20 protein-coding genes are annotated in these 21,188 nt (G+C 65.3%); 5 read left to right on the forward strand and 15 right to left on the reverse strand.

The genetic code is table 11. The features are described 5' to 3' along the window. Window positions 1-276: 276 nt before the first annotated feature. The 3 genes from ACFSCT_RS01620 to clpB form a co-directional block, all read right to left on the reverse strand. Window positions 277-939, reverse strand: a complete 663-nt coding sequence (locus tag ACFSCT_RS01620; RefSeq protein ID WP_379139580.1) for a protein-methionine-sulfoxide reductase heme-binding subunit MsrQ — start codon at window positions 937-939, stop codon at window positions 277-279. Window position 940: 1 nt separating this feature from the next. Then, entirely contained in the window at window positions 941-1,855 is a 915-nt protein-coding gene (gene msrP / locus ACFSCT_RS01625; RefSeq protein WP_379139582.1) for a protein-methionine-sulfoxide reductase catalytic subunit MsrP, read from the reverse strand. 180 nt (window positions 1,856-2,035) lie between these two features. Further along, complete coding sequence (gene clpB, locus ACFSCT_RS01630; RefSeq protein ID WP_379140044.1) at window positions 2,036-4,663, reverse strand: ATP-dependent chaperone ClpB; 2,628 nt, start codon at window positions 4,661-4,663, stop codon at window positions 2,036-2,038. A 150-nt stretch (window positions 4,664-4,813) separates the two neighbouring features. On the opposite strand from clpB, the gene pyrF reads away from it, so the two are divergent. After that, window positions 4,814-5,500 carry an orotidine-5'-phosphate decarboxylase gene (gene pyrF, locus ACFSCT_RS01635; RefSeq protein ID WP_379139584.1) on the forward strand — a complete coding sequence of 229 codons (687 nt, stop codon included), beginning with the start codon at window positions 4,814-4,816 and terminating at the stop codon, window positions 5,498-5,500. Here the strand turns inward: pyrF and ACFSCT_RS01640 are convergent. Continuing rightward, entirely contained in the window at window positions 5,497-6,216 is a 720-nt protein-coding gene (locus ACFSCT_RS01640) for a helix-turn-helix transcriptional regulator (RefSeq protein ID WP_379139585.1), read from the reverse strand. The two genes, pyrF and ACFSCT_RS01640, sit on opposite strands and share 4 nt — an antisense overlap. A 64-nt stretch (window positions 6,217-6,280) precedes the next feature. On the opposite strand from ACFSCT_RS01640, the gene ACFSCT_RS01645 reads away from it, so the two are divergent. Next, the gene (locus ACFSCT_RS01645) at window positions 6,281-6,877 is read left to right on the forward strand and encodes a glutathione S-transferase family protein (RefSeq protein ID WP_379139587.1); all 597 of its coding nucleotides are present in this window, start codon (window positions 6,281-6,283) and stop codon (window positions 6,875-6,877) included. On the opposite strand, the gene ACFSCT_RS01650 is transcribed toward ACFSCT_RS01645, so the two are convergent. The 3 genes from ACFSCT_RS01650 to ACFSCT_RS01660 form a co-directional block, all read right to left on the reverse strand. Next, window positions 6,846-7,763: a DMT family transporter gene (locus ACFSCT_RS01650; RefSeq protein WP_379139589.1), complete on the reverse strand. Its 918-nt coding sequence runs from the start codon at window positions 7,761-7,763 to the stop codon at window positions 6,846-6,848. The two genes, ACFSCT_RS01645 and ACFSCT_RS01650, sit on opposite strands and share 32 nt — an antisense overlap. A 168-nt stretch (window positions 7,764-7,931) precedes the next feature. Next, a complete protein-coding gene (locus ACFSCT_RS01655; protein ID WP_379139591.1) occupies window positions 7,932-8,231 on the reverse strand; it encodes an HU family DNA-binding protein in 300 nt (99 codons plus the stop codon). A gap of 176 nt (window positions 8,232-8,407) precedes the next feature. Further along, window positions 8,408-9,892: an AMP nucleosidase gene (locus ACFSCT_RS01660; protein ID WP_379139593.1), complete on the reverse strand. Its 1,485-nt coding sequence runs from the start codon at window positions 9,890-9,892 to the stop codon at window positions 8,408-8,410. An 82-nt stretch (window positions 9,893-9,974) separates the two neighbouring features. Here ACFSCT_RS01660 and ACFSCT_RS01665 point away from each other — a divergent pair, with 82 nt between their 5' ends. Next, a complete protein-coding gene (locus ACFSCT_RS01665) occupies window positions 9,975-10,829 on the forward strand; it encodes an SDR family oxidoreductase (RefSeq protein ID WP_379139595.1) in 855 nt (284 codons plus the stop codon). Between the two features lie 104 nt (window positions 10,830-10,933). Next, complete coding sequence (locus ACFSCT_RS01670; protein ID WP_379139597.1) at window positions 10,934-11,335, forward strand: YybH family protein; 402 nt, start codon at window positions 10,934-10,936, stop codon at window positions 11,333-11,335. Window positions 11,336-11,383: 48 nt separating this feature from the next. Here the strand turns inward: ACFSCT_RS01670 and ACFSCT_RS01675 are convergent, their stop codons facing one another. The 3 genes from ACFSCT_RS01675 to ACFSCT_RS01685 form a co-directional block, all read right to left on the reverse strand. Beyond that, on the reverse strand, window positions 11,384-14,182 hold the full coding sequence (locus ACFSCT_RS01675) for a DNA translocase FtsK (RefSeq protein WP_379139598.1): 2,799 nt from the start codon (window positions 14,180-14,182) through the stop codon (window positions 11,384-11,386). A 12-nt stretch (window positions 14,183-14,194) separates the two neighbouring features. Then, entirely contained in the window at window positions 14,195-15,370 is a 1,176-nt protein-coding gene (locus ACFSCT_RS01680) for an aminotransferase class I/II-fold pyridoxal phosphate-dependent enzyme (RefSeq protein ID WP_379139600.1), read from the reverse strand. A gap of 130 nt (window positions 15,371-15,500) precedes the next feature. Further along, a complete protein-coding gene (locus ACFSCT_RS01685; protein WP_379139602.1) occupies window positions 15,501-16,826 on the reverse strand; it encodes an amidase in 1,326 nt (441 codons plus the stop codon). 86 nt (window positions 16,827-16,912) lie between these two features. On the opposite strand from ACFSCT_RS01685, the gene ACFSCT_RS01690 reads away from it, so the two are divergent. After that, window positions 16,913-18,178, forward strand: coding sequence for a UbiH/UbiF/VisC/COQ6 family ubiquinone biosynthesis hydroxylase (locus ACFSCT_RS01690; RefSeq protein WP_379139604.1), 1,266 nt, complete (start codon window positions 16,913-16,915; stop codon window positions 18,176-18,178). Between the two features lie 20 nt (window positions 18,179-18,198). On the opposite strand, the gene ACFSCT_RS01695 is transcribed toward ACFSCT_RS01690, so the two are convergent. The 5 genes from ACFSCT_RS01695 to ACFSCT_RS01715 all read right to left on the reverse strand — a co-directional run. Beyond that, window positions 18,199-18,378: a Trm112 family protein gene (locus ACFSCT_RS01695; protein ID WP_379139605.1), complete on the reverse strand. Its 180-nt coding sequence runs from the start codon at window positions 18,376-18,378 to the stop codon at window positions 18,199-18,201. Further along, window positions 18,375-19,004, reverse strand: a complete 630-nt coding sequence (locus ACFSCT_RS01700; RefSeq protein ID WP_379139606.1) for an LON peptidase substrate-binding domain-containing protein — start codon at window positions 19,002-19,004, stop codon at window positions 18,375-18,377. The genes ACFSCT_RS01695 and ACFSCT_RS01700 overlap by 4 nt, the downstream gene beginning before the upstream one ends. Next, window positions 19,004-19,915 carry a tetratricopeptide repeat protein gene (locus ACFSCT_RS01705; RefSeq protein WP_379139608.1) on the reverse strand — a complete coding sequence of 304 codons (912 nt, stop codon included), beginning with the start codon at window positions 19,913-19,915 and terminating at the stop codon, window positions 19,004-19,006. Before ACFSCT_RS01705 ends, ACFSCT_RS01700 begins: the two co-directional genes overlap by 1 nt. 59 nt (window positions 19,916-19,974) lie before the next feature. After that, the gene (locus ACFSCT_RS01710; protein WP_379139610.1) at window positions 19,975-20,238 is read right to left on the reverse strand and encodes a hypothetical protein; all 264 of its coding nucleotides are present in this window, start codon (window positions 20,236-20,238) and stop codon (window positions 19,975-19,977) included. Then, the coding region (locus ACFSCT_RS01715; protein WP_379139612.1) for a hypothetical protein at window positions 20,222-21,188 on the reverse strand (967 nt) is incomplete at its 5' end. The genes ACFSCT_RS01710 and ACFSCT_RS01715, both read right to left, overlap by 17 nt.

Raw genomic sequence — 21,188 nt, forward strand, 5'->3', positions numbered from 1 at the left:
GAAATCCGACAACCAAACCGCCCGCATATCCCTTCAGAATATACTACAATGTCAAATAGCAAGAAACAAAATCGCGGAAGTTGCGTCACTTACTTGACGCCACATCCGGTCAGTCATTCCCGAATTGTATTCCCGGACCCCGTCAGCACCATCCGGCGCCGCTTCCGTCCGCACCGTTCCGCGTTCCCGCCGTTCGGTGAAGGGGTATTTAGGGTGCGGGATCGGGGGACGCAAGAGCAGAATCGAAGAATCTTTGCCCTCTTGGTCGATATTTTATTAACTAGTTGTTTTTACAGTTATTTTTTCGCCGTTTGGCTTGGATGACCAGCGCAGAGGCCGGGGAATCAGCGGGCGCAGTGCCACAAGAAGCAGAATCGCCGCCAGAATCGACAGCGGCCAGCGTTCCCAGACCTTCAGTGCCCAGAGCCAATGCAGCGCCACGACCGGCGCGGCGACATAGACGAGCTGGTGCAGGTCTTTCCATCCGCTCCGCATCCGGCGCATGGACAGGTCGTTCGAGGTCACCGCCAGCGCCAGCAGAATCAGAAACGCGATCATGCCGAGGAACAGATAGGGCCGCTTGATGACGTCGTTCAGCGCCTGTTGCCACATCAGCCCCATGTCGAGCCAGATCCACGCCAGCACATGCAGCCCCGCATAGGTGAATGCGATCAGGCCCAGCGCGCGGCGAAACCGGATCAGGCTGATCCGGCTGATCCGCTGCAACGGGGTGACGGCCAGACCGCCGACCAGAAAGTAAAGCGCGGTCCGGCCCAGCCGATGCTCGATATCGCGGATCGGGTCGGGGCCGGTTTGTCCGTTCAGCACGTCCCAGACCAGCAGGCCCAGCGGAACAAGCCCCGCGATCCAGATCGCCCAGACCGGCAGCTTGCGCAGCAGGCTGTTGATCTGCTGCGCCCTTTCGGTCCAATGCGCCAAGTCAGTAATCCTTGGCCAGATCCATGCCCGCATAAAGCGACGCGACCTGATCCCCATAGCCGTTGAACGGCAAGGTCGGCTCGCGCCCCGCCAAAAGGCCGGCGCCGATGCGCCGCTCGGTCGCCTGGCTCCAGCGGGGATGGTCGACGGCCGGGTTCACATTCGCATAAAAGCCGTATTCGTTGGCCGCCATGTTCTTCCAGGTGGTGCGCGGCATCTTGTCGGTGGCGGTGATGCGTACGATCGACTTGATCGACTTGAAGCCGTATTTCCACGGCACGACAAGGCGGATCGGCGCCCCGTTCTGGTTCGGAAGCGTCTTGTCGTAAAGCCCGGTGGCCATGATGGTCAAAGGGTGCATCGCCTCGTCGATGCGCAGGCCCTCGCGATAGGGCCAGTCGAGGATGGGGTATTCCTGACCCGGCATCTCATCGGGGCGCATCACCGTCTCGAAGGCGATGAATTTGGCCCCCGGCTGCACCCCCGCCTTGTTCAGAATACCGGCAAGCGGTACCCCCAGCCACGGGATGACCATCGACCATGCCTCGACGCAGCGCAGGCGATAGATGCGTTCCTCAAGCGCGTTATCCGGGGCCAGATCGGCGACGGAATAGCTGCCCGGCTTGTCGACCAGCCCGTCGATCTGAACCGCCCAGGGCTCTGGCTTGAACTTGCCCGAGTTCCGCGCAGGATCTTCTTTCCCGGTCCCGAATTCGTAGAAATTGTTGTAATTGGTGATCTGCTCGAAGGTATTGGGCTTTTCGTCGGTCGAAAATTTCGACGCCTTGCCGGTCAGCGCGAATGCCGGTGCGGCGAATGCCATGGCGACCCCGGCGGCCACCCCGCCGCCCAGAACCGCGCGACGGCTCAGGTAATCGCTGTAAGGCGTGACGTCCGACCAGTTCAGTTTGCGCATGATACCATCCTTTCGAGCCTGAAACAGACTATGCCGTCGATCCCCGTTGGCCTAATCAAAACCATATGATCGCGAACCCGCCAGATGATCGCAACATATTGACGGTAAATTAAAACCCCCGACCCATCGGGCCGGGGGTCTGTCTCATCATCGCGGGCATCGCCCGGGCACGGGGCCGGCTTAGTGAAGCGATGCGCCGGCGGGCTTTTCGCCCTTGCTGCCCAGACCGCCCGAGGTCACGCGGTTGCCCACGATCAGCCCCTCGGGCCCGGCGGTCACCGGAACCTGCTGCCCGTCCAGAACCTCGCCCGAGAGGATCATCTCGGCCAGCGGGTTTTGCAGGCTGCGCTGGATCACGCGCTTCAGCGGACGGGCACCGAACACCGGATCATATCCTTCATCCGCCAGCCATTTCATCGCCGCGTCGTCAAGCGACAGGGTGATGCGCCGCTGGGCAAGCCGGGTTTCCAGATCCCAAAGCTGGATCTTGACGATTCCGTCCATGTTCTCGCGGGTCAGGCGATGGAAGATGATGATCTCGTCCAGCCGGTTCAGGAACTCGGGGCGGAAATGCGCCCGCACGGCGTCCATCACCTGCGAGCGCGCATCGCCGCTGTCCGCGCCCTCGGGCAGGGTCGACAGCGCCTGCGCCCCGAGGTTCGAGGTCAGGATGATCAGCGTCTGCTTGAAATCCACGGTACGGCCCTGACCATCGGTCAGAACCCCGTCGTCAAGCACCTGCAACAGCACGTTGAACACGTCCGGATGGGCCTTTTCGACCTCGTCGAACAGGATCACCTGATAGGGCCGGCGCCGCACCGCTTCGGTCAGAACCCCGCCTTCGTCATAGCCGACATAGCCCGGAGGCGCGCCGATCAGGCGGGCGACCGAGTGCTTCTCCATGAACTCGGACATGTCGATGCGGACCATGGCGCTGTCGTCGTCGAACATGTATTCGGCGATGGCCTTGGTCAGCTCGGTCTTGCCGACACCGGTCGGGCCCAGGAACAGGAAGCTGCCCAGCGGCCGACGCTCGTCGTTCAGACCGGCGCGGGCGCGGCGCACGGCGCTGGCCACGGCGGTGACGGCCTCGGACTGGCCGATGACGCGCTGGCCAAGGACCTCTTCCATCTTCAGCAGCTTCTCACGCTCGCCTTCCAGCATCTTCGAGGTCGGGATGCCGGTCCAGCGTTCGACCACCTCGGCGATCTGCTCGGGACGCACGGCTTCCTCGACCATCGGGCCGTCATCGTTGCCCTCAGTCTCGGCCAGTTGCTTTTCCAGCCCCGGGATGATGCCATAGGAAAGCTCGCCCGCCTTGGCGAGGTTGCCCTCACGCTTGGCCTGATCCAGCTCGGCGCGGGCACGGTCCAGCTTTTCCTTGAGCTCGCGCGTGCCTTCCAGCTTGTCGCGTTCGGCCTGCCAGCGCGCGGTCATCTCGGCCGAACGCTGTTGCAGATCGGAAAGCTGCTTTTCCAGCTTTTCCAGACGGTCCTTGCTGGCCGCGTCGTCCTCTTTCTTCAGCGCCTCGGCCTCGATCTGCATTTGCAGGATCTGGCGGTCAAGCTGGTCAAGCTCCTCGGGCTTGCTGTCCACTTCCATGCGCAGCCGGCTGGCGGCCTCGTCCACAAGGTCGATGGCCTTGTCCGGCAGGAAACGGTCGGTGATATAGCGATGCGACAGCGTGGCCGCCGCGACAAGCGCCGCGTCACTGATGCGCACACCGTGGTGAAGCTCGTATTTTTCCTTGATGCCGCGCAGGATGCTGATCGTGTCCTCGACCGTCGGTTCTTCGACCAGAACCGGCTGGAACCGGCGGGCAAGGGCTGCGTCCTTTTCGATGTACTTGCGGTATTCGTCCAGCGTGGTGGCGCCGACGCAATGCAGCTCACCCCGCGCAAGCGCCGGTTTGATCAGGTTGGCGGCGTCCATCGCGCCATCGGTCTTGCCGGCGCCGACCAGCGTGTGAAGCTCGTCGATGAACAGGATGATTTCGCCGGCGGCGGCTTCGATTTCCTTCAGGATCGACTTCAGCCGTTCCTCGAACTCGCCGCGGTATTTCGCCCCGGCGATCAGCGCGCCCATGTCCAGCGCCATCAGCTTCTTGTTCTTCAGGCTTTCGGGCACGTCACCGTCGATGATGCGCAGCGCCAGCCCCTCGGCGATGGCGGTCTTGCCGACGCCGGGTTCGCCGATCAGCACCGGGTTGTTCTTGGTGCGGCGCGACAGCACCTGCATGGCGCGGCGGATTTCCTCATCGCGGCCGATGATTGGGTCGATCTTGCCCTGCTCGGCGGCCTCGGTCAGGTCGCGGGCATATTTCTTCAGCGCCTCATAACCGTCCTCGGCCGAGGCGGTATCGGCGGTACGACCCTTGCGGATGTCGTTGATCGCGGCGTTCAGCTTTTGCGCGGTGACGCCGCCGGCGTCCAAAGCGTCCTTCGCCCGGGTGTTGACCATCGCCAGCGCCATCAGGATGCGTTCGGCGGGCACGAAGCTGTCGCCTGCCTTCTTAGCGACCTTCTCGGCCTCATCCAGCACGCGGACCAGCGAGGTGTCGACGTAAACCTGCCCGTCCCCGCCCTGCACCTTCGGCAGTTTGGCGACGGCGGCATCGACGGCTTCGCGCACCCGCGCGGCATCGCCGCCCGAGCGGTTGATCAGGTTGGCGGCAAGCCCCTGATCATCGTCCATCAATGCTTTCAAAAGATGTTCGGGAACCACACGCTGGTTCCCTTCGCGGATAGCGATCGTTTGTGCGGCCTGCAGGAACCCGCGCGAACGCTCGGTAAACTTTTCCATATCCATATAAATACCCTCTCTCAGCACCTGCATTGGTCCGCCCTTCTGGCACGGCCCGGTTCAGGTCTTCGCAACCGAAATGGCGACCGAAAAACCACTTTTCAACCCCGCCCCGGCTGTGCCATAAGCCGGCCGTTTGCCAAATCCGGGGGACCCATGGACGACCGCTTGATCGTGGCGCTTGACGTGCCGAACGCCGTGCAGGGCATGGAACTGGCCGAAAAGCTGGGGGAGGCGGTCGGTTTTTACAAGATCGGCCTTGGCATGCTGACCGGCGGCGGGCTGGCGCTGGCACGGGAACTGAAGGATGAACACGGAAAGCGCATCTTTCTGGACATGAAGCTGTTCGACATCGGCGCGACGGTCGAGGCGGCGGTGCGCGGGCTGGCCCGGTTCGATCTGGATTTCCTGACCGTCCATGGCGACCCGAATGTGGTCCGCGCCGCCAAAGAGGGCGCGGCCGGATCGAAAACCAAGATACTGGGGGTCACGGTCCTGACCTCGCTGGATCGCGCCGATCTGGATGCGGCGCTGATCCGGCCCGGCGATCTGCATCAGATTACCGTCGAACGCGCCGCCCGCGCATTTGAGGCCGGCGCCGACGGCATCATCTGTTCCCCGCGCGAGGCGGCGGCGATACGCGCCCTTCCCGGGTCCGGTCTTATCGTGACGCCGGGCGTGCGGCCGGCGGGCAGCGCGCAGGGCGATCAGAAGCGGATCGAGACCCCCGCCGCCGCCATCGCCGCCGGCGCCGATCACATCGTTGTCGGTCGTCCGGTCTGGCAGGCCGCCGATCCCGCCGCTGCCGCCCGCGCCATTCAGGCCGAGGTCGCCCGCGCCTAGATCGCGCTGGCCAGCACACGCTGCGCGGCGCAGGCCTCGCGCCGCCCGGACAGATATTCCCGCACCAGCGCCACCCGGCGCGGCCGGAAGTTGGTCGGCCCCGGGCGCGCCTCGGCGATACGGGTGACGTGGAAAATGCGGAAATCCTGCCGCAGGCAACACCAGCCTAACAACATCATGGCATTGTCCGAATAGGACAGCCCCAATGGCAGGATCTCGCGCCGGGTCTTTTGCTCTTGCAGATCGCAATAGTCGATCAGCAGGCTTTGTTCGTCCCAGCATGCCTGCCGGATCAGCGCCATGTCGACCGCAGGTCGCGGCCGCTCGATCCGTGGCCGGTAGCTGTGCATGATCTTGTGCATCGCGTGCAACGCCTGACGTTCGGGCAAGGTCGCGATGATCCGCGCAAGCGCATCCTGCCCCGCAAGCGACAGTTCGTCGTCGCCCATATGGGACAGTTGCGCGACCGCCATCAGCAGCGCCTCGATCTCCAGCCGGGAAAAACTTTGCGGCGGCAGCGCCGAATCCTCGACCAGCCGATAGCCCACGCCGGCCTCGCCGTCGATCAGCGCCCCGCCCGCGCGCAGCGTCGCGATGTCGCGGTAAAGCTGGCGCTGGCTGACCCCGGTTTCACGGCCCAGCCGTTCCGCCGTCACTGGCGCCGGCAGGCGCCGCAGCGTATCCATCAGACGCATCAATCTGTCGGTGCGGGCCATGCTGTCACCTTTTGTCAGGACCACCGGTGTAACACTGCGCCATCACCCATGCAGGAGACAAGACATGCTGACCCTTTACCACTCGCCCAATAGCCGCTCGACCAGCGTCGTCCAACTGATCGAGGAAATGGGCATCGCCGACAAGATCAGGGTCGAGACGGTTACGATCCCCCGTCAGGACGGCTCGGGCGGCGCGGATCCCAATAACCCGCACCCGGAAAAGAAGGTGCCCTATCTGGTCGATGGCGATGATTTCGTCCGCGAACGCGCGGCGATCATCCTGTATCTGACCGATCGCTTTCCCGAAAGCGGGTTGGGCCGGTCCGTCGGCGATCCGCAGCGCGGCGCCTATCTGTCGTGGCTGGTCTGGTATCAGGGCGTTCTGGAACCCGTCGCGATCCTAAGCTGGGCGCAGCTCAGCCATCCCGCGATCACCGCATCGCTGCGCGATTACGACACGGCGATCCAGCGGCTGGATGAGGTTCTGTCGCGCCAGCCCTATCTGCTGGGACAGGAATACAGCGCCGCCGACCTGCTGGCCTCGGGGCCGTTTTCGTGGTTCGGCGATCAGATGCCGTCGACGGATGCGATCAAGGCATGGGTCGCGCGCTGCGTCGACCGCCCGGCAGTCAAGGCCGTCGCGGCGCGCGAGGGGCGCTGAGCGGGCCAAGACCCGATGTCTGCGGCACCTTGGACAGTTGCACCATAAGGATGCCGACAGCAACGATCAGCGCGCCGATGACATCCGTGGGCCCGAACCGCTCGCCCAGAAAAGCGGCGGCGATGCTGACGCCCAGAAACGGCGACAGGAAATGAAAGGTCGAGGCCCGCACCGCACCGATGCGGGCCACCAGCTTGAACCAGATCCACGTCGCGGCGATGCCCGGGCCAAGGACGCTGTAGGCGAAGGCCAGAACCACCTGCCACGACCAGTTGATCGGCTGACCCCACTCCATCACGGCGGCCGGAACAAGCAGACTGATCGCGCCGACGGCCATTTGCAGCCCGACGATCATCATCACGTTCCTGCTTCCGCCGGCGCCGCGCGCGACCAGCGTCGCCACGCTCAGCGCCACGACCGCGATCAGGCACATGATCGTGCCCGCCAGATCCAGCCCGTGGCGCAACCGCACCGCCATGATCACCACGACGCCGACGACCCCCGCGATCAGCCCGGTGATCGCCATCGGCCGCAGCCTGTCGCCCAGCACGGCCCAGCCCAGAAACGCCACCAAAAGCGGCATGATCGAGGCGATGATCGAGGCGGCCGAGGCCTCGACCGTTTGCATCCCCACCCAGTTCAGACCCAGATAAAGCCCGTTCTGGCAGATGCCGAAAAAGATCACGGTCCGCCACTCGGCCCGGGTCAGTTTCCAGGTTTCGCCCATCGCGCGGGCGATGGCGATGGCGATGACGGCGGAAAGGCCGAAGCGGATGATCAGCGCCGTCAGCGGCGGCGACGCGATCACCACAACCCGGGTCGAGGTGAATGCCGACGCCCACATGAAGGCGAAAAGCAGCCCCATCAGAATGGCTTTGATGTCCATGGTCCTGCTTTCCTCCGGGCTGCCGCGTATCGGCCCGCGCGCGCCGCGCGATGGCTTTGGGGCCGGCATTTCCGCTGTGCCGCGCGCCCGGATTGACACATAAGACGGCAAACGAAAAGGGCCGCGCCTGACGGCACGGCCCGGTCAATTCGTCAGGTCCGTGGGGGATCAGCTGTTGACGACGTCTTTCAGTGCCTTGGCAACGGTCACCTTGACCTGCTTGTCGGCCGGCTTCGTCATCATTTCCTGGGTCTGCGGGTTGCGGACCTGACGCTCGGGGCGGGCGCGGCAGGCCACCTTGCCGATGCCCGGCAGCGTCACGGCACCACCCGACGCGACTTCGCGCGAAACCACGGCGGCGATCGCGTCCAAAGCGGCGGTCGCGGTCTTCTTGTCACCGCCCATCTGGTCGGCGACGGCCGACACGAGCTGGGTTTTGGTCATCGGTTTGGCAGCGGAATTCGCCATCAGTTCTGTCTCCTCGTTGCCCCTTTGCGGGGAATGCTTGCGCCATACAACATGGCATACAGGCTGCTACACATTTTTTTTCGCCATGAATCAAGCCCTATCTGGCCAACGGGCGCAGATCGACGCCGCGTCGGGCAATTTTTGCCGATCTCCGCGACCAATGGACGCGGAATCGGTTAAAGAAAGGCAGTTTCGCTGAAAGATCGCAGCTTTCGCGAGTGGATTCTTTCGATCGGGGTTTCGCGCAGCTTCTCCATCGCCCGAATCCCGATCTGAAGATGGCTGGCGACCTGCGTGCGATAAAAATCCGTCGCCATGCCGGGCAGCTTCAGCTCGCCGTGCAGCGGCTTGTCGCTGACGCACAGAAGCGTGCCATAGGGCACCCGGAACCGGAAACCGTTCGCGGCGATGGTGGCGCTTTCCATGTCCAGCGCGATCGCCCGCGACTGGCTGAGCCGCTGCACCGGCCCCGACTGGTCGCGCAGCTCCCAGTTGCGGTTGTCGATGGTGGCGACGGTGCCGGTGCGCATGATCCGTTTCAGCTCATAGCCTTCCAGCTGCGTCACCTCGGCGACGGCCTCCTGCAGGGCGACCTGAACCTCGGCCAGCGCCGGGATCGGGACCCAGATTGGCAGGTCGTCATCCAGCACGTGATCCTCGCGCAGATAGGCATGGGCCAGCACGAAATCGCCCAGCGACTGGCTGTTGCGCAGCCCGGCGCAATGGCCGACCATCAGCCATGCGTGCGGGCGCAGAACCGCGATATGGTCGGTCGCAGTTTTCGCGTTCGACGGGCCGACGCCGATGTTGACCAGCGTGATACCGTCGCCATCCGCCCGTTTCAGGTGATAGGCCGGCATCTGGGGCATCTTGGCGCCGACGGGCAAAGCCTCATCCGGCCCGGTGATCTCATGATTCCCCGGCGCGACAAAGCTGGTATAGCCCTGCGACGGATCGGCAAGCGCGCGCCGCGCGAACGCCTCGAACTCGTCGACATAGAACTGATAGTTGGTGAACAGCACGAAATTCTGGAAATGCTCGGGCAGGGTCGCGGTGTAATGCGCAAGCCGCGCCAGCGAGTAATCGACGCGCTGCGCGGTGAACGGCGCCAGATGCCCCGACCCGTCCGGGTTCGGTCCGGCGGTTCCGTTGACGATGTCGTCGTTCATCGAATTCAGGTCCGGCACGTCGAACACGTCCCGCAGCGAATAGTTCAGCACCCCTTCCTGAGGCACCTGAAGATCGCTTTGGCTGGCCACCGCAAAATGCACCGGCATCGGGGTGTCGCTGTCGGCGATGGTCACCGGCACGCCATGATTTTTCAGCAAAAGCCCGATCTGCTCGGTCAGATAGTCGCGGAACAGGTCGGGCCGGGTCACGGTCGCCGTATAGACCCCGGGCAGCGCCACATGGCCAAAGGACAACCGGCTGTCGATCTTGATATGGCTGGCCGTGGTCAGCTGAACCTCGGGATAGAACGCGCGATAACGCGCCTTTGGCTCTTCGCCGGACAGGGTCGCGACGAACCGCTCCAACAGGAAATCGGCCGAGCGGCGGTAAAGCTGGGTCAACCGTTCGACCGCTTCCTCGGGGTTGGTAAAGCGTTCTCGATCAGCGGGTTCGGGTGTCTCCACCGGCAGAAATCGAGTGTCGCTTGTCATCATCCGCTCCGCTTGGCTGGAAAGACAGTGCCACCGCCGCCAGACCGTGGCAAGTCGCACGGCGGCGGGTTAGGGTCACGGGATGAAACAGCTTTTGACATTCGGCCTGGGCTATAGCGCCGCGGCGCTGGCCCGGCTGCTGACCCGGCGCGGCGACTGGCGGGTGACCGGCACGACGCGCGACGCAGCCCGCGCGGCCGCCATTCTTCAGACCGGCGCCACGCCGCTGATCTGGCCGGGGGATGACGCGGGCGTGTCGGCGGCGCTGGACAGCGCCGACGCGATACTGATCTCGGTGGCGCCCGATCGGCAGGGCGACGCGGTTCTGCAAGCATGGGGGGACCGGATCGCCGCGGTCCGGCCGCGCTGGCTCGGCTATCTGTCCTCGACCAATGTCTATGGCGATCGGGGCGGGGATTGGGTGGATGAGGATACCGTGCCCGCCCCGACCACCCAGCGCGGCCAATGGCGGCTGGCCGCCGAACATGGCTGGCAGGCACTGGCCGACCGCCATGGGCTGGATCTGAACATCTTCCGCCTTGCCGGTATCTATGGGCCGGGCCGGGGACCGTTTGAAAAACTGCGGCAGGGGCGCGCGCAGCTTATCGTCAAGCCCGGTCAGGTCTTTTCGCGCATTCATGTCGACGACATCGCGCAGGTGCTGGCCGCATCCATCGACCACGGCGGGTCCGGTATCTGGAACGTCTGCGACGATGATCCGGCGCCGCCGCAGGATGTGCTGACCGAGGCGGCGAAGCTGGCCGGGCTGCCGATACCGCCGGCGCAGGCGTTCGACACCGCCGATCTCAGCCCGATGGCGCGCTCGTTCTATGCCGAATCCAAGCGGGTGCGGAATGATCGGATCAAGCGCGAACTCGGGGTTTCACTGCTGTATCCCGATTATCGCGCGGGCCTGCGCGCCCTGATCGGCGAATAGCGGCCCGAGCGGCCATGCCGCCGGAACCTTAAGCCGCGTCCAACGGTTTCCGACCGATCGGTATCACCGGCGCTTCGCGACGGAACAACCGAAGGAACCACAACATGTCCGCCACGTTCGATGCATTCATGAAATCCCGCGAGGCCGCCGCGCGGGCATATGTAAGCGGCGACGCGAGTCCGGTTCTAGCCCTGTCGGCCACCGACGGTCAGGCCACCTTCTTTGATCCGGGCGGCGGGTTTACCGAGGGTGCCGAAGCGGTCAACCGGGCCAATCGCGATGGCGCGGCCATGTTCGGCCCCGCCGGCACCACCCGTTTCGAGATCCACGATAAGGCAGAGTCGGGCGATCTGGCCTTCTGGACCGGCTATCAGATCGCCGAGGTTGAACTGGCGGGCAAGCCCGGCAAAATCCCGATGAAGCTGCGCATCACCGAAGTTTTCCGCCGCGACGGCGATGACTGGCGGATGATCCACCGCCACGCAAGCATGGCCAAGGACAGCTAAGGGGATGGGCGTGGGGAGGGATTGGCGCGGGCCCGCCCCGTCAGCCGCCTACCCCTCCGGCACCAGAACCTCGCGCTTGCCGACGTGGTTGGCACTGCTGACCACGCCCTGATCCTCCATCTGTTCGACCAGCCGGGCGGCCTTGTTATAGCCGATCCCCAGCTTGCGCTGGATATAGCTGGTCGAGCATTTGCGGTCGCGCGCGACAATCGCCACGGCCTGATCGTAAAGCGCATCATCGCTTCCGTCGCCGCCCAGACCCAGAACCGCGTCGATATCCGAGGCGACCTCGTCATCCGGCCCCTCGACCACGCCCGACATGTAATCGGGCGGGCCAAAGGATTTCAGGTGGTTCACGATCTCCTCGACCTCTTCATCGCTGACAAAGGGGCCATGCACACGGGTGATCTTGGATCCGCCCGCCATGTAGAGCATGTCACCTTGCCCCAGAAGCTGCTCTGCCCCCTGCTCGCCCAGAATGGTGCGGCTGTCGATTTTCGAGGTGACCTGAAAGCTGATCCGGGTCGGGAAGTTCGCCTTGATCGTGCCGGTGATGACATCGACCGAGGGGCGCTGCGTCGCCATGATCAAGTGGATGCCCGAGGCCCGGGCCATCTGCGCCAGACGCTGAATGCAGGCCTCGATTTCCTTGCCCGCGACCATCATCAGGTCGGCCATCTCGTCGACGATGACGACGATATAGGGCAGCGATTGCGGCTGGAATTCTTCGGTCTCGAACACCGGCTCTCCGGTGTCGTCGTCAAAGCCGGTCTGGACGGTGCGGCGGAACATCTCGCCCTTGGACAGGGCTTCGGCGACACGGCCGTTGAAGCCCTCGATGTTGCGAACGCCCATCTTGGACATCTTGCGATAGCGTTCCTCCATCTCGCTGACCACCCATTTCAGCGCGACGACGGCCTTTTTCGGGTCGGTCACCACGGGGGAAAGCAGATGCGGAATGCCGTCATAGACGCTGAGTTCCAGCATCTTCGGGTCGATCATGATCAGGCGGCATTCCTCGGGGGTCAGCTTGTAGAGAAGCGACAGGATCATGGTGTTGATCGCCACCGATTTGCCCGAACCCGTGGTCCCCGCGATCAGCAGGTGGGGCATTTTCGCAAGGTTCGCGACCACCGCGTCACCGCCGATGTCCTTGCCCAGCGCCAGCGGCAACCGGTGCGTCCCGTCGCCGAATTCGCGGCCGCCCAGGATTTCGCGCAGCACGACCTTTTCGCGCCGCGCGTTCGGCAGCTCGATCCCGATGACCGAACGGCCCGGCACGGTCGAGACCCGTGCGGACAGCGCCGACATCGACCGCGCGATATCGTCGGCAAGCCCGATCACCCGGCTGGCCTTCAGCCCCGGCGCGGGTTCCAGTTCGTACAGCGTGACCACCGGGCCGGGGCGCACCTTGATGATCTGGCCCTTGACGCCATAATCGTCCAGCACGGCCTCGAGCATGCGGGCGTTTTCGTTCAGCGCCTCGTCCGATGGCGTGTGGCGCTGCACCACCGAAGGGCTGGCCAGAAGCGACAGCGGCGGCAATTCATAATGCGCGCCCTTTTCGCCGAAATTCAGTTCCGGCTCGGCTTCGGCGCGGGCCTTGCGCGACGGGGCGGCGGCGCGCGGCGTCGCGGGCACGACCACGCGGCGGGTGTCGACACCGAAAGGTTCGGCCCGTTCCGGCTCGGCCGGTTCGATCATGGTCCCGGGTTGCAGATCGGTCAGATCCTCGGCGTCATAATCGGCGACAGCGCCGGTAACCGGCGGCTCGGCCCGGCGGGCCTGCACCGAAGCCCCCTGCCCAAGCCGCCCGGCGCGCGTGAACCGCGAGGCGACGGCCGCAACGACCGAGGGCACGACCGAAACAGGTGTCGCCGCGCGGCGTTGGCCGTCCCCGGCGGTTTCTTCGGCGCGCAGACGCACGACATCGGCGATGCGGCTGCGGATATGGTCGTCGCTGGGCGCTGCGGCATGCATCGCGTTCCAGCTGGGTTCCTTGTCGATCAGCTCGGGATCGGGCTGCACCATCGTCGCCCCATGGCCGTGACCGCGCTCTGCAATCATGGGCGCGCGCGCATTGACAGGCCGCTTGAAGACATCCTCGCCCGGCGCGAAATCGGGCCCCTCGGCGCGGGCGCGGGCGCGGCGCGCCTCGGCGCGTTCCTTCATCACCCGTGCGGCGGTGACCGAGGCCTGCGCGCCCCGTCCCAGCACGATCATTGCGACACGGCGCGCGGTGGCGAAACCGTCGGCCAGCCAGATCGTGGCCCGGCCCAGCTCGGCCTTGCTGAAGCCCAGAACGATCGCCGTCGCCACGACCGAGGCGACCGCCATCAGCAGCGCCAGAAACTTGATCCCGATCGAGGCCTTGACCGGCAGGATGCTCAGCATCGCGCCCATTACCATGTCACCGAAATGCCCGCCCAGCCCATAGGACTGCACCCAATCCTGCGGCGGCGTCATCGAGGTGGCATAGATCGACAGAATGGCCACCGCGATCGGCAGGAAAACCGCGCGCATCACGCGGTCTTCACCCCGATGCAGCATGAAGCGCAGCCCCCAGACCACGGCGCCCACCGCCAGCATCCACGACCCGATACCCGCGATCATCATCAGCGGCGAGGCGATATAGGCCCCCATCCGGCCCAGCAAGTTCTCGGCCGGCTCATCGGTGGCGGCAAGGAAACTGGGGTCATCCGGGCTCCAACTGCCCAGCATCATCGCGATCAGGACGCCAAGGACGATCAGACCGGCGCCCAGCAGTTCCTTGCCGCGTCTTTCCAACGCCGCTTGTGTCGATTGATCAAACAGCGGATCGCGGTGTTTTGCCTGCCAGGATGCCATCTTCTGCCTCCCCTAAGAATAAAGACTGGATTTCAGACGGTTAAGCGCCGTCTCGATTTCTTCGACCGGAGCGACAAGCGCCACGCGGATATATTTCCTGCCCGGATTATGCCCGTCCACCTCGCGCGACAGATAGGCGCCCGGAAGCACCTGAATGCCGGTCTCGGCCCACAGCTTCTTGGCGGCCGCTTCGCCGTCCTCGACCGGAAGCCACAGGAAAAAGCCGCCCTGCGGCGATTGATAGCCGGGGATATTGCCCAGCACGCGGTTCGCGATGGCGTATTTTTCCTGATAAAGCGCGCGGTTGGCGTCGACATGCGCCTCATCCGACCAGGCGCGTTCGCTGACCCGCTGCATCGGCAGGGGCAACGGCGCGCCCGCAAAGCTGCGCAACTGGCGGATGCGGGCGATATTGGCGGTGGAACCGGCGGCAAAGCCGGACCGCAGGCCCGCCAGATTGGACCGCTTGGACAATGAGTTGAACATCACCACCCGGTCGATCAGCCCCATGCGGTCCGCAATCGCCAGCGCACCGGGTGGCGGCGCGTCCTGCCACAGTTCGGAATAGCACTCATCCGCAAAGACCAGAAAATCGTGCTGCTCGGCCAGGGTGATCAGATGCTCAAGATAGGCTTCATCCGCGATCGCACCCTGCGGGTTGGCGGGCGAGCATATATAGGCGATCGCGACCTGATCCAGCACATCGCGCCCCAGCCCGGCGAAATCGGGCAAATGCCCGGTCTCCAGCGTCGCGGGAACGAACATCGGGATCGCGCCGACAGCGGCCGCGGCGGCGGAGTAGACCTGATAAAACGGGTTCGGGGTCAGCACGATCGGCTGCTTGCCGTTCTTCGATTCCGGGCACAGCGCAATGCAGGCGTTGAACAGCCCCTCGCGCGTGCCGTTCAGCGACACGATCTGCGACGGTTCGACATGCAGCCCATAGCGCCGCTCAAGCCAGCCGGCGATCGCAGCAAGCAATTCCGGCGTGCCTTCGTTCGGCGGATATTTCGACAGTTCACCAACCGAGGCCGCGATCACCTCGGGCACGAAATCGGGGAACGGATGCTTCGGTTCGCCGATGGTCATAAGCAGCGGCGGCCCGCCGGGTTCAATACCCGCGAGCAGCTTCCGCAAACGCGGAAACGCGTATTCCGGCAGGTTCGAGAACCGCTCGGGTGTTGCCATGTCTGCCTCTCGTCCGGGATCGTTCATGCCCCGTTACCGGCAGGTTAATCCATTACCGGCCATGACGTCCAGAAAAAGCCGCTGGCACAGCGGGGGTTGTGTCTTTTGGGTCAGCCCCCGCAGCGGGCGATCAGCGCAACGCCTTCTCGGCCGCGGCGCCCAGACACAGCAGCGCGCGGTCGCCACCCCTGACGCCCATCAACATGATGCCGCAGGCCGGCTGCCCGGTCGGCAGGCTCAGCGCCGGCAGGTCCAGCAGGTTGGCGATGCGGGTATTGCGCAGCGCGAGCAAATTCTCGGTGGCGAAATAATCGGCATCCGACAGCAGCCGCGCGGCCTCGGGCGGCAGGTTCGGCGCCGTCGGCAGGATCACCGCGTCATAGCCGGCGACCGCCGCCGCCCAGACCTGGCGCAGACGCGCAAGCGAGGCCCATGCCGAAACATAATCCGCCGCCAAGACCGCGTTGCCGCCGCGAAAACGCTCCAGAACCGGCGGGAACATCAGTTCGGGCGCATCCTCGATCTGATCCTTCCAGATCCCGTAAGCCTCGGGGGCGAACAGGCTGGGCGCCAGGGCCAGTGCCTCGGCGACGCAACCGATCTCGGCATGGGTGATGCGCGCGCCGGCAGCGGCCAGACGGTTGACCGCATCCTCAAAGGCCTGGACCGGGCCTTCGCGCGCGCCGTCGAAGGGCACGCCGTCCAGAACCAGAAGCCGCTTGCCGTTCAGATCGGCGTCGCCCAGATCCGGCGCCGGGGTGCCCGTCAAGACGCCCAGCAGCGCCGCGCAATCCTCGACCGTGCGGGCCAGCGGCCCCACCGTGTCAAAGCGCGGGCAAAGCGGCACGACGCCGGTCAAGGGCACCAGCCCGTGCGAGGTTTTCAGCCCGACCAGCCCGTTCCAAGCCGCCGGCACACGCACCGAGCCGCCGGTATCCGACCCGATCGCCGCCGCGCAAAGCCCCAGCGCCACCGAAACCGCCGCGCCCGAGGATGACCCCCCCGGCACCAGCGTCGGATCATAGGCGTTGGGCGGTGTCGCGGTCATCGGGTTCAGCCCCAGCCCGGAAAACGCGAGTTCCGTCATATGGGTCTTGCCGATGCAGACCAGCCCCTGCACGGTCGATTCGGCCAGCACCCGGGCATCGCGGTCCGGTACCCGCCCCTCAAGCAGTTTCGAGCCGGATTCGGTCGCGATGCCGGCACTGTCGAAAAGATCCTTCCACGACAGCGCCACCCCATCCAGAAGCCCCCGGCGCAACCCCGCGCGGGCGCGGTCATGCGCGGCGATCGCCTCGGCCCGGGCGCGGTCGATGGTCAGCCGGGCGAATATGCGTTTGGCGTCGGGGTGCCGTTCGACGGCATCCAGGTAAGCCTCAAGCTGCTCCAGCGGGCTGATCAACCCGGCCATGATCGCGCGGCCCTGCTCGACCGCTGTCGCCTTCAGCCAATCCATGCGCGCCCCCGAAACCCGACCTCCGCATCCGCCAATCACGCTAGCCGCAGGTGATGCGCCGGGCAATGGCCACGCATGGGCAGCGCATGGACAATCGCGCCCGCGACGGCATACTACCGCGCATGAAAAGCGATTTCGATATCCTCATCGCCGGCGGCGGCCTGAACGGCCCGGTTCTGGCGCTTGCCCTTGCCGATGCCGGGCTGCGGGTGGCCGTGGTCGACGCCCAGCCCGCCCGCGCCCGCGCCGCGGATGATTTCGACGGCCGCGCCTATGCGCTGGCGCTGGGGTCACAGCGCATCCTGTCGGCGGTCGGGGTCTGGCCCGCGCTGGCCGCCCGGGCCCAGCCGATCCGGCAGGTCGTCGCCACGCAGGGTCATCCCGGCGAAGGCTCGGGCATTGCGCTGCGTCTGGACAGCGCCGAGATCGAGGAAGGCCCGGTCGGACAGATGATCGAGGACCGCTTCCTTTACCGCGCGCTGCAAGCGGGGATGGCGGGGCGGGTGACGGTGATCCCGGCCACCCGGATCGAGCGGCATGATCCGGACGCGACGGGCGTCACCGCACATCTGTCCGACGGGCAGCGGCTGCGCGGCGCGGTTCTGATCGGGGCCGACGGGCGCGGCTCCGGCACCGCCGCCCGTGCGGGCATCCGCCGGACCGGCCATGGCTATCAGCAGACCGCCCTTGTCGCCGCCATCGACCACGAATTGCCCCATCACGGCACCGCCTATCAGATCTTTCTGCCGACCGGCCCGCTGGCGATCCTTCCGCTGCCGGGCAACCGCAGTTCCATCGTCTGGTCCGAGCGTGCCGAAAGCGCCCGGGCGATCGAGGCGCTGGACGATGCCGGGTTCCTTGACGTCCTGCGGCCGCGCTTTGGCGATTTTCTGGGCCGGATCACGCTGGCCGGACCGCGTTTCAGCTATCCGCTGGGGCTCACGCTTGCGGAAAGCTATGTGGCCCCGCGCATGGCGCTGGTCGGCGATGCCGCGCATGGCATCCACCCCTTGGCCGGGCAGGGGTTGAACATCGGGCTGCGTGATGTCGCGGCGCTGGCCGAAGTCCTGACGGACGCTTATCGTCGCGGCGAAGATCCGGGTGCCGCGGATGTGCTTGACCGCTATCAGGCGTGGCGCCGGTTCGACGACACCAACATGGCGCTGTTTACGGACGCCATCAACACGCTGTTTTCAAATGATAATATGATACTCCGCACGGGCCGGAGCATGGGGCTGGGCCTGGTCAACGCGATCGGGCCGCTGCGCCGGCGGCTGATGCGTCAGGCGGCGGGGCTGACCGCGCCGGGCGGTGGCGCGCTGCCGCGCCTGATGACCGGCAAGCCGCTGTAACCTTCGCGGTAGCGGCGGCCTTATTCCAGCGGCCGCGCCTCGGACACCAGCATGATCGGGATGCCGTCGCGTATCGGAAACGCCAGATTGGCGGCTTTCGAGACCAGTTCCTGCCGCGCGGCATCATAGCTTAGCGTCGTGTGGGTCACCGGACAGACCAGCGATTCCAGCATATGGCGGTCGAAACCGGGTTCGGTCATTGCAAACGCTCCTCTCCGCCACCGGGGTTCAGCAGTTCAAATTCGATCAGGGTTTCCAGAACCGCCCGCCGCTCGGCCAGCGTTCCGGCCTCCAGCAGGGCCTGTTTTTCCTCGGGCTCGAAGGGCAGAAGGATCGCCAGCGAGTTGATCAGCGTCTCATCCTCGGCATTGGCGACGGCGTCCCAGTCGGTCGACAGGCCGTGCTGGTCCATATAGCGTTTCAGCCGTTCCAGCAGGATCGGGCGGTCCAGATCCGGGTCGGTTTCCGCCGGGCCCTGATCGGCGTCAAAGCCCGACCAGTCGGCGCGTCCGCGCAGATAGGGGGCAAAACCATCCTCGACATCGGTCAGGCGAAAGCGGCTGACCGCGCGCAGCGAAATCATCATCCGGCCCTCATCGGTTTCCGAGAATCCGACCAGCCGTCCCGCACATCCGATCTGCCCCAGCCCGTCGCCGATGGGCTGCATCATCCCGATCAGCCGGTTGCCCGTTTTCATCACATCTTCCAGCATTTGCAGATAGCGCGGCTCATAGATGTGCAACGGCAGGCGCGTGCGGGGCAGCAGCAAGGCTCCGGCAAGGGGAAACAGCGGCAAGGTTACGGGAAGGTCGAAATGCCGCAACATCACACGAAGATCATGGAGGACAGGCGTCGTCTGCCCTTTTGCACCACGGGATCGGTCGGCTTCAGGGAATCGAATATCGTCACAAGCTGGTTCTTGGCGGCGCCGTCGTTCCATTCCCGGTCGCGGCGGAACAGTTCCAGCAACTGATCGACGGCCTGTTCGACATTGCCGCCGGCATGAAGCGCGGTGGCCAGATCGAAACGCGCCTGATTGTCCGCAGGGTCGGCGGCGACCCGCGCCTCAAGCTCGGCCAGAGGACCCACGTTCTCGGCCTGACGGGCCAGTTGAACCGCCGCACGCGCGGCCTCGACCGGGGCGGCGGATTTGATCGCCGCGGGCAGGTCGGCTAGCGCCTGATCGACCGCCGCCGCGTCGCCCTGCGCCAGACGGGCGCGGATCAGACCGCCCCACGCGGCGGCGTTTTCGGGCTCTTCCTCGGTTATCGCGGCAAATGTTTCGGCGGCATCATCGGCCGCGCCTTCGGTCAGCATCGCCTCGGCCGCCTCCAGCGCCTCGGCCAGACCGCCGTCGTCGCCGCCAAGCGCGACCAGCTTATCGACGAATTGCTTGATCTGACCCGGCGGAATCGTACCCTGAAACGCGTCTACGGGCTGGCCCTGAAAAAACGCGAAAACGGTTGGGATCGACTGCACCCGCAATTGCGAGGCGATCATCTGGTTTTCGTCGACATTGACCTTGGCCATGCGGACACGGCCCTTGTGACGGGTCACCTCGGCCTCCAGCGCCGGGCCAAGCGTCTTGCACGGCCCGCACCACGGCGCCCAGAAATCGACGATCACCGGGACATTCATCGAGGCATCGACCACCTCGGCCATGAAATTGGCCTCGGTCACGTCATTGATGAAATCGGCGGGCTTCGGGGCGGCGGTGTCTTGACCAAGGTTCAGCATCGGGACCTCATGCAATCTGTGTGCCTCCTAGATGGACTGCGCGGGCCGCCCTTGCAAGATCAGCGGTCAACGCAAAGCGGCAGCCGCGCGGGCAGCACAAGCCATGCGCCGGCGCGGTAAATCTGCGCCGCGTTCACGCCTGACAGGGTGATGGTGGCCTGCCCGGTCTCGACGATCCGCGCCTGCGGAAGGTGATCCAGCAGGCGGTGCGACGGGCCGATCACCATCGCGGCCGGGGCGGCGCCCGGAATGAACATGCCAAGCGCCAACAGCGCCAGCCAGCCGCACAGCGCAAGTGCGAGGGCCTTAATAGTCGTGGACATGCTCCAACCTTACACCCGCGGCGGCAAGATCGCGAATCTTCTGCGTGAGCTCCGGCACCGGCACCACGATCAACTGCCGCCAGTCGCCATAGCCCTGACGCGGAAAGGCAAAGATCGCGCCAAGGTCGCGATCGTCGGGCGTGATCGCCGTCAGCATGATCTGGTCATTTCCGGCGATTTCCACCATGTCGCCCCCCTTGTCCGCGATCTGGCGCAGGATTTCGGTAAAGGCGCGATAGCGGGGGGTTTCGATCTCGACGCCCTGCTTGCGGTCGGCGATCACGGTGACGCCGGGAATTTCGGCAAGGGTCCGGTCATCAAGCCCGGTGACGATTGCGCGCAGGGTCAGCGCGTCCTGCCCGGTCGCGGCCACCGCCGCCCGGATCGCATCGGCATAGGCGGCCTTGGCGCGGTATTCCAGCCCCAGCGCCAGCCGTCTTTCGCGATCGCGAAAAACCGGCGTCGCCTGCGCGTCAAGTGCCGCCGCATCGCGCCGGAAATCCCACTGATACCAGGGGGTCTGGGTCAGGAAAGCCGCATAATCCGCCGCCTGACGGGCCGAAAGATCGTCCAGCGGCGCCCGGGTCGGGCCGCGGAACCATGTCGCAACCCGGCCGAGCGTTTCTTCGTAAGCCGCCTTCAGCGCCATCTCGACCGAAAAGCTGACCCCGATCGTATAGATCGTCATCTTCGATTCCGTGGTAAAACCGCCATGCTCTCCGGCCAACCGCGCCATCGGGCAAAGCGAGCTCCAAAAGCCGCGTATCGCCCGGAAAAACCCGAAATCATCCGGGTCGCCGGTGGCGATGGTCCGGGCGTAATCGTCATAGGCATGCACGATGTGCCATTCCGGATAGGTGGTGAAGGTGCGGGATTCGTCGCGGCGCTGGTCCAGTATCGGCGTATAGGCTTGCGCGACCGGCTTGCCCCGGCAGGCGACCTCGGTCCAT

It is taken from the genome of Paracoccus pacificus (assembly GCF_042680785.1).
Taxonomy (GTDB): Bacteria; Pseudomonadota; Alphaproteobacteria; order Rhodobacterales; family Rhodobacteraceae; genus Paracoccus; species Paracoccus pacificus.

What these genes read in the sequence shown, in the direction of transcription:
- msrP (WP_379139582.1), bottom strand. Translation starts at nt 1,855, where the DNA reads ATGCGCAAACTGAACTGGTCGGACGTCACGCCTTACAGCGATTACCTG.
- clpB (WP_379140044.1), bottom strand. Translation starts at nt 4,663, where the DNA reads ATGGATATGGAAAAGTTTACCGAGCGTTCGCGCGGGTTCCTGCAGGCC.
- pyrF (WP_379139584.1), top strand. Translation starts at nt 4,814, where the DNA reads ATGGACGACCGCTTGATCGTGGCGCTTGACGTGCCGAACGCCGTGCAG.
- ACFSCT_RS01640 (WP_379139585.1), bottom strand. Translation starts at nt 6,216, where the DNA reads ATGGCCCGCACCGACAGATTGATGCGTCTGATGGATACGCTGCGGCGC.
- ACFSCT_RS01645 (WP_379139587.1), top strand. Translation starts at nt 6,281, where the DNA reads ATGCTGACCCTTTACCACTCGCCCAATAGCCGCTCGACCAGCGTCGTC.
- ACFSCT_RS01650 (WP_379139589.1), bottom strand. Translation starts at nt 7,763, where the DNA reads ATGGACATCAAAGCCATTCTGATGGGGCTGCTTTTCGCCTTCATGTGG.
- ACFSCT_RS01655 (WP_379139591.1), bottom strand. Translation starts at nt 8,231, where the DNA reads ATGGCGAATTCCGCTGCCAAACCGATGACCAAAACCCAGCTCGTGTCG.
- ACFSCT_RS01660 (WP_379139593.1), bottom strand. Translation starts at nt 9,892, where the DNA reads ATGACAAGCGACACTCGATTTCTGCCGGTGGAGACACCCGAACCCGCT.
- ACFSCT_RS01665 (WP_379139595.1), top strand. Translation starts at nt 9,975, where the DNA reads ATGAAACAGCTTTTGACATTCGGCCTGGGCTATAGCGCCGCGGCGCTG.
- ACFSCT_RS01670 (WP_379139597.1), top strand. Translation starts at nt 10,934, where the DNA reads ATGTCCGCCACGTTCGATGCATTCATGAAATCCCGCGAGGCCGCCGCG.
- ACFSCT_RS01675 (WP_379139598.1), bottom strand. Translation starts at nt 14,182, where the DNA reads ATGGCATCCTGGCAGGCAAAACACCGCGATCCGCTGTTTGATCAATCG.
- ACFSCT_RS01680 (WP_379139600.1), bottom strand. Translation starts at nt 15,370, where the DNA reads ATGGCAACACCCGAGCGGTTCTCGAACCTGCCGGAATACGCGTTTCCG.
- ACFSCT_RS01685 (WP_379139602.1), bottom strand. Translation starts at nt 16,826, where the DNA reads ATGGATTGGCTGAAGGCGACAGCGGTCGAGCAGGGCCGCGCGATCATG.
- ACFSCT_RS01690 (WP_379139604.1), top strand. Translation starts at nt 16,913, where the DNA reads ATGGACAATCGCGCCCGCGACGGCATACTACCGCGCATGAAAAGCGAT.
- ACFSCT_RS01695 (WP_379139605.1), bottom strand. Translation starts at nt 18,378, where the DNA reads ATGACCGAACCCGGTTTCGACCGCCATATGCTGGAATCGCTGGTCTGT.
- ACFSCT_RS01700 (WP_379139606.1), bottom strand. Translation starts at nt 19,004, where the DNA reads ATGTTGCGGCATTTCGACCTTCCCGTAACCTTGCCGCTGTTTCCCCTT.
- ACFSCT_RS01705 (WP_379139608.1), bottom strand. Translation starts at nt 19,915, where the DNA reads ATGCTGAACCTTGGTCAAGACACCGCCGCCCCGAAGCCCGCCGATTTC.
- ACFSCT_RS01710 (WP_379139610.1), bottom strand. Translation starts at nt 20,238, where the DNA reads ATGTCCACGACTATTAAGGCCCTCGCACTTGCGCTGTGCGGCTGGCTG.